The sequence below is a fragment of the Curtobacterium sp. 'Ferrero' genome, assembly GCF_002412165.1.
Lineage (GTDB): Bacteria > Actinomycetota > Actinomycetes > Actinomycetales > Microbacteriaceae > Curtobacterium.
In genome coordinates, this window is sequence record NZ_NXIA01000003.1 from 263,169 (window position 1) to 269,734 (window position 6,566).

Consider the following 6,566-nt stretch of genomic DNA (forward strand, 5'->3'; position numbering starts at 1 on the left):
CCGTCCCCGCCGCGGGGGCACTCCACCGCCTGACCGAGATCGGCCCGGACTGCTCGGCCCTCGCCCGCGGTGCCGCGATCCTCGGCACGGGCGGCGGCGGCGACCCCTACATCGGCCGCCTGCTGGCCGAGGCCGCCGTCCGCGAGCACGGCCCCGTGCCCGTCGTGGCGGTCGAGGACCTGCCCGACGACGCGGTCGTGCTCAACGTCGCGATGATCGGCGCTCCCACGGTGATGGTCGAGAAGCTCCCCTCCGCCGGCCAGTTCGCCGAGGCGGTCCGGAGCCTCGCGACGCACCTCGGCGTCACGCCGACGCACATCGCCTGCATCGAGATCGGCGGCGTCAACTCCACCAGCCCGATCGTGGCGGCGGCCGAGCTCGGGCTGCCCGTCATCGACGCCGACGCGATGGGTCGGGCGTTCCCCGAGGTCCAGATGGTCCTGCCGACCCTGTCCGGCATCAGCGCGACACCGATGGCGCTCGCCGACGAGAAGGGCAACACGGCCGTCTTCGACACCGTCGACAACCGCTGGGCGGAACGGCTCGCCCGCACGGCGACGGTCGAGATGGGCTGCTCGGCGATCACCGCCCAGTACGCGATGTCCGGCACGCAGGTGAAGGAGTCGTACGTGCGCGGCAGCCTCTCGCGCTGCGTCGAGCTGGGCGAGGCCCTGGCCGACGCCCGGGCGGCCAACGAGGACCCGGTCGCGGCCGTCGCGGCGGTCCTCGGCGGCACCGTCGTCTTCGAGGGCAAGGTCGCCGACGTCGAACGGAGGACCGTGACCGGCTTCGCGCGCGGGACCGCCCGCATCGTCGGGTCCGGACCCGACACCGGCCTGGAGGCACGGCTCGCCTTCCAGAACGAGCACCTGCTGGTCGAGGTGGCCGGCTCGGTGCGCACCACGACCCCGGACCTCATCGTCACGCTGGACGCCGAGACCGGCGAACCGATCACCACCGAAGGACTCCGGTTCGGCGCACGCGTCCGCGTCGTCACCGCACCGGCCGACGAGCGGTGGCACTCCGTCGGCGGCCTCGGCCTCGCCGGCCCGACGTACTTCGGCTACGACACCCCGGCGGTCCGCCACGACGGCACCGTCAGCGAAGGAGCGACCCGATGAGCTGGACCATCGACGTGGACGACCTGCCCGACCTCGCCCGCGGGGCCGCGCTGCTCGGCACCGGTGGCGGCGGCGACCCGACCATCGGGATGCTGCTCGTCAAGGCGGCGATCGAGGAGCACGGGCCCGTCACGATCCTCGACCCGTCCGAGCTCGACGACGACGCGCTCGTCATCCCGACCGCGCAGATGGGCGCCCCGACCGTCGTGCTCGAGCGGATCCCCGCCGGGCCGGAGCCCCTCGGCGCGCTCCGGCGGCTCGAAGAGCACCTGGGTCGGACCGCGACGGCCACCATGCCGATCGAGTGCGGCGGCATCAACTCGATGATCCCGCTGCTCGTCGGCGCCACCGGCGGACTGCCCGTCGTGGACGCCGACGGCATGGGCCGGGCGTTCCCGGAGCTCCAGATGGAGACGTTCTCGGTGTACGGCGTCCCGGGCTCCCCGCTCGCGATCAGCGACGAGAACGGGCACGGGGTCGTCATCGACACCGGGCACGACAACCGGCAGATGGAGTGGCTCGCCCGCGGCGTCACGATCCGACTCGGCGGGGTCGCCTACATCGCCGAGTACGCGATGACCGGCCGACAGGTCAAGGACACGGCGGTGCCGCGGACCCTCTCGCTCGCGCTGTCCGTGGGCCGCGCCGTCCGCCGTGCCCGCGAGGAGCACCGCGACCCGGTGGCGGCACTCGCCGACGCGTTCGCGGAGACGATCTACACGCACCTGCGCGAGCTGTTCGACGGCAAGGTCGTCGACGTCGAACGCCGGACGGTCGACGGGTTCGCGAAGGGCCGGGCGGTCGTCCAGGGCGCCGACGGTTCGACGCTCGAGATCGCGTTCCAGAACGAGAACCTCGTCGCACGCCGAGACGGCGAGCTCGTCGCGGTGGTCCCGGACCTCGTGTGCGTGCTCGACGCCGAGACGGCGGAGCCGATCACCACCGAGCGCCTCCGCTACGGGCAACGCGTCCGTGTGGTCGGGGTCTCCACCCCGGACCTCATGCGGACGCCGGAGGCCCTCGCGGTGTTCGGTCCGTCGTGCTTCGGGCTCGAGGACACGTTCGTGCCGGTCGAGCAGCTCGTCCCGGCACCGGTGCCCGCGGAGCGGGCGCTCACCACCACCGCCTGAGCGGACCCTGCGGGGTGAGAGCATGGGCGCGTGCACCCGGGTGAGCAGCGTGACGGCGCCGTGACGGGCCTCCAGGCCGGCGACGTCGACGAGTTCGGCCGCGGCACCGCCCTGCTGGGTTGCGGTGGCGGCGGCCAGGTCGACCACATGGTGCACGTGCTCCGTCGGGCGATCGGCGACGGGCACGTCCCGGTCGTCCCCCTCGGGCAGGAGACCCGGTCCGTCGTGGCGGTGGGGCTCGTCGGGTCGACGACGGTGCTCGAGGAGAAGACGCCGAGCGGTCGTGAACTGCCCGACGCCCTCGCCGCCGTCGAACGGTGGACCGGCCTGCGCGCCGACGCGGTCGTCGCGGCCCAGATCGGCGGGGTCACCGGACCCGCCGCCGCCCTCACGGCGCACGCCGCCGGCCTGCCCCTCGTCGACGCCGACCTCGTGGGGCGGGCCACCCCGCGCATCGACCAGCTGTCCCTCTTCGTCGACCCACTGCCCGCCGTCACGGCCGCCGCGGTGACCTCGAGCGGGCTCCGGATCGTCGTCGACGCGCCGGACCCACGGGACCTCGAGACCGTCTGGCGCGAGGCCGTGTCGCACAGCGGCGGTTGGGCGGCGTTCGCCATCGGCCCCGTCGACGCCGAGGTCCTCGGCGAGCGCGCGGTCACCGGGAGTGTGAGTCGGGCGCTGCAAGTCGGTCGTGCGGCCGGAGCGTCCATCGACGTGGCCGGCCTCGCGCACGCTGTGGGTGGTCGCGTCCTCGCCGAGGGCCGGGTGCTCGACGTCCAGCGCGGCGGCGACGCGGTGGCCTTCGTGCACGGTTCGATGGCCGTCCGCGACGCCCGCACCGGTGCGGTCGCGCGTATCGAGGCGGGAAGCGAGTGGGTGCACTGCCTCGTCGACGGCGAGCCCGTCGCGAGCACACCGAGCTGCATCGTCGTGGTCGACGCCCGGTCCCTCCGGCCGGTGCCGACCGACCGCGCTCGGGTCGGGGACGAGCTCGCCGTGCTCGTCCTGCCCGGAGCGCCGTGGTGGTGGGCGGAGCCGCGGCGGACGGCACGCGTGGCTCCCCGGGCCTTCGGCATCGATGCCGATCCCGTCCCGGAGGTCGTCACGTGATCGCCGTCGCCGAGGTCCTCCCGCTGCTCGGGTCGCAGACCACCGTGCTCGCCGGACCCGTCACCGGCAGGGTGTCCGTCGTCCGCGGGGTCGCCGGGACGCCGGCCGAGGTCGGTCGGACCATCACCGACGCCGACGACGCGGTCGTGCTGCTCTCGCCGCTCGAACGCTTCGACGCCCGGTTCGACGTCCTGCTCCGGCGTGCATCGACCTCGGGCGTGCCCCTGCTCGTCGTCGCTCCGACGCACGACGCGCCGCCGATCGGCGCGGGGACGGTCGCGCTCGCGGACCGGCTCGGCGTCACGGTGGTCGGCGCCCCCGACCCCTGGGCGACTTCCGTCCGGCTGCACGAGCTCATCGGGACCGGCGACGCCCCCGCGGCTCGGGCCGCCCTCACCGCGGCGCGCGTCGGCCTCGACGCCGGACCAGCCCTCGAGGACCTGTTCACCCGGCTCGAGTCCGGCCTCGGGCACAGCCTCCGCTTCCTCGACGCCTCCGGGCAGGCGCTCCGCGGTGACCCGGTCGCGTCGTCGACCGCTGCACTCCTGGCTCGCACGTCCGGCACGAGCGAGCCGGTGTGGGCGTCGGACGACACGGGGGAGACGGTCGTCGCGGTCCCCGTGCCGACCGGCATCGGCGCGCGGGCATGGTTGGCGGTGGGGCTCACCGCTCCGCTCCGGGCCGAACGGGCGACCGTCGCGACCGCACTCCGCGTGGCAGCGGTGGCGACCGGGCACCGCCTCGTCCTCACGCGGCTCGACGACGAGCGCGACGCGCGGTACCGGATGGCCATGCTCGACGACCTCCGGGCGGCGGACGGTGCACCGGCCCCCGCGCTCGTGCAGCGCACCATCGCGGCCGGGTGGCGGCTCGACGCGTGGCACGTGGGCATCCGGCTCGTGGCGGCGCGCGGATCCGGGGAGGCGGTGGACCCGGTCGCGCTGCGCGGAGCAGTCGAGTCCGCCTTCGCGTCGCACGGCCTCACCGTGACCGTCGTCGAGCAGGCCGACGGGTGGGCGCTGTGGACCTCCGCCGAGGACGAGCTCGACCGGGCCGCGGTCGCCGCGCTCGCCGCCGGCGCCCGCACGGCCCAGAACACGCTGCGGCAGGCGGTCGACACGAACGTGGGCGTCGGAAGCGTGCACGCCGGGCCCGCTGGACTCCTCCGGACGCTCGGCGAGGCAGGCGACGCCGTCCGGTTGGCAGCAGCCCGGCCCGAGTCCGGCTGGTTCGTGCACGTCGACCGGCTCGGGCTCGCCCAGCTGCTGCTCGCGTGGACGCAGACCGACACGTTCCTCCCGGCGGCGGAGCAGCTCCTCGCGCCACTCGAACGCGGTGGTGGTGCGCTCCGGGAGACCCTCGCGGCCTACCTCGACGCCGAGTCCTCGATCGCCGAGACCGCGGCCGTGCTCGGCGTGCACCGCAACACCGTGGCGGACCGCATCGCCCGCGTCGAGCGCCGGCTCCGCGTGGACCTGTCCGACCCGGAGACCCGCCTCGCGCTGCACCTGGCGACGCGGGCGCTCGGCGGCGCCTGACACCGAGGCGCGCGAATCCTGCGAGCGCACGCTCCTGACCCCCGATCGGGGGCCCTGGACGTGCGAGAGTCCTCAGGATTACGCTCCCTGCACAGCACACCAGCTGTCGGCGGTCTCACCAACTGCCGGAAGCGGTCTCACCAACCGCTCGGATCAGGATCAGGAGCAGAGCCACATGAGGCTTGGGACATTCGCGCGCGCCGAAAACGTGCCTGGATCATCACGACCGTCGAGCCGGAGCCCGTGGAGGGTCAGGAGCGCCCAGGGGCTGGCCGTCCTCACCGCCGCGCTCCTCGGGGCCGGCGGCAGCGTGCTCGCAGCGGCGCCGGCGACGGCGGCCCCGGCCGCTTCCGTCGGGCAGGGTCGCTTCCTCAGCGGGACAGCACTCGGTCTGAACCTCGACGACCTGCTCGCCGTGACGCCCGCCGACGCGCGGAACACGGGCGGAGCGACCGACACCGATGTCCACCCGCTCGACGTGACCGCGCTCAACGCTGTGGACGTCGACCTCGGCGACGGTCTCAACCTGCTCGGCGACAACGGCATCCTGACGCTCGGCGCGGTCAACCAGTACGCGCAGGCGAACCCGGACGGCAGCTCCCTCGCCGCCTCCGGTGCGGTCACGAACACCGGCGGGATCGGTGTCGGAGGCCAGGACGGCGTCCCGCAGGCGAACGCGTCGTTCGCGCTGTCCGGGCTGATCGGGCAGGACCTCGCCGGCGCGCTGGCCGACCTCGACCTCGAGGTCGGTGCCGTCTCGGCGACGGCCGCGCAGGCAGCCGGGCCCGATGGTGCGCAGACCGGGGACTACGGCGTCGCCGACCTCGACCTGGCGCTCACCAGTCCGGCGCTCGCCTCCACCGTCTCCGACCTCCGGGGGACGCTCGCCGGACTGCAGCCGACGGTGGACGCCCTGCCGACGGCACTGCGGGCGCTGGGTGCGGTGCAGGTGTCCGGACTCCCGAACCTGACCGCCGCCCTCGACTCGGTCACGACCGTGACGAGCGCCGACGGGTCGATCACCGCGAACCTGCAGACGGGCGCGATCACGATCGACGTCGCCGGAGTGCTCGCCAGCCAGGGGCTCGACCTCAACGACCTGCCGCCGAACACCGAGCTGCTGCCGTACATCACCGACGCGCTCACGACGCAGCTCCTGCCGGCGATCACCGCAGAGCTCCAGGGTGTCGTGACGCAGCTGACGTCGTCGCTGCGAGGCCTGACGGTGACGCTCCTCGGCGCCCCGGTGCCGGCGGGTTCGGTCCTGCCGATCGTGAACCCGGTCGTCACGCAGGTGGTCGCGCCGATCAACACCACGATCAGTGGTCTCGGGACCACGGTCGTGACGCCCCTGGCGAACGCGCTGACCCAGGTCCTCTCCCTGCAGGGCAACGTGCAGGAGACCTCCGGCGGCGTCTTCACCCAGCGTGCGCTCCGTGTCGGGCTCCTGCCGTCGGCGGCGACCCCGGCTGCGATCGTCAACCTCGCTTCGGCCGCCGTCGGACCGAACGCCGGCCCGCTCGCCGTCCCGACGCTCACCGCGCTGGACCCGGAAAACGGGCCGGTCGCCGGTGGCACGTCGGTCACGGTCACCGGGACGGACTTCACGGACGACAGCACGGTGTCGGTGGACGGCTCGGACCCGATCACGCCGGACTCGATCGCGG

At 74.4% G+C, this 6,566-nt stretch carries 5 protein-coding genes; all 5 read left to right on the forward strand.

Annotated features, from left to right (window positions below; genetic code table 11):
- The first annotated feature begins 29 nt into the window (after positions 1-29).
- The gene (locus Csp2054_RS05280) at positions 30-1,121 is read left to right on the forward strand and encodes a DUF917 domain-containing protein (RefSeq protein ID WP_096898275.1); all 1,092 of its coding nucleotides are present in this window, start codon (positions 30-32) and stop codon (positions 1,119-1,121) included.
- Positions 1,118-2,251: a DUF917 domain-containing protein gene (locus Csp2054_RS05285; protein ID WP_096898247.1), complete on the forward strand. Its 1,134-nt coding sequence runs from the start codon at positions 1,118-1,120 to the stop codon at positions 2,249-2,251. Before Csp2054_RS05280 ends, Csp2054_RS05285 begins: the two co-directional genes overlap by 4 nt.
- 30 nt (positions 2,252-2,281) lie before the next feature.
- Positions 2,282-3,361: a DUF917 domain-containing protein gene (locus Csp2054_RS05290; RefSeq protein WP_096898248.1), complete on the forward strand. Its 1,080-nt coding sequence runs from the start codon at positions 2,282-2,284 to the stop codon at positions 3,359-3,361.
- On the forward strand, positions 3,358-4,899 hold the full coding sequence (locus tag Csp2054_RS05295; protein WP_096898249.1) for a PucR family transcriptional regulator: 1,542 nt from the start codon (positions 3,358-3,360) through the stop codon (positions 4,897-4,899). The genes Csp2054_RS05290 and Csp2054_RS05295 overlap by 4 nt, the downstream gene beginning before the upstream one ends.
- A 175-nt stretch (positions 4,900-5,074) precedes the next feature.
- On the forward strand, positions 5,075-6,566 hold a 1,492-nt coding region (locus Csp2054_RS18360; RefSeq protein ID WP_141399146.1), incomplete at its 3' end, for a choice-of-anchor G family protein.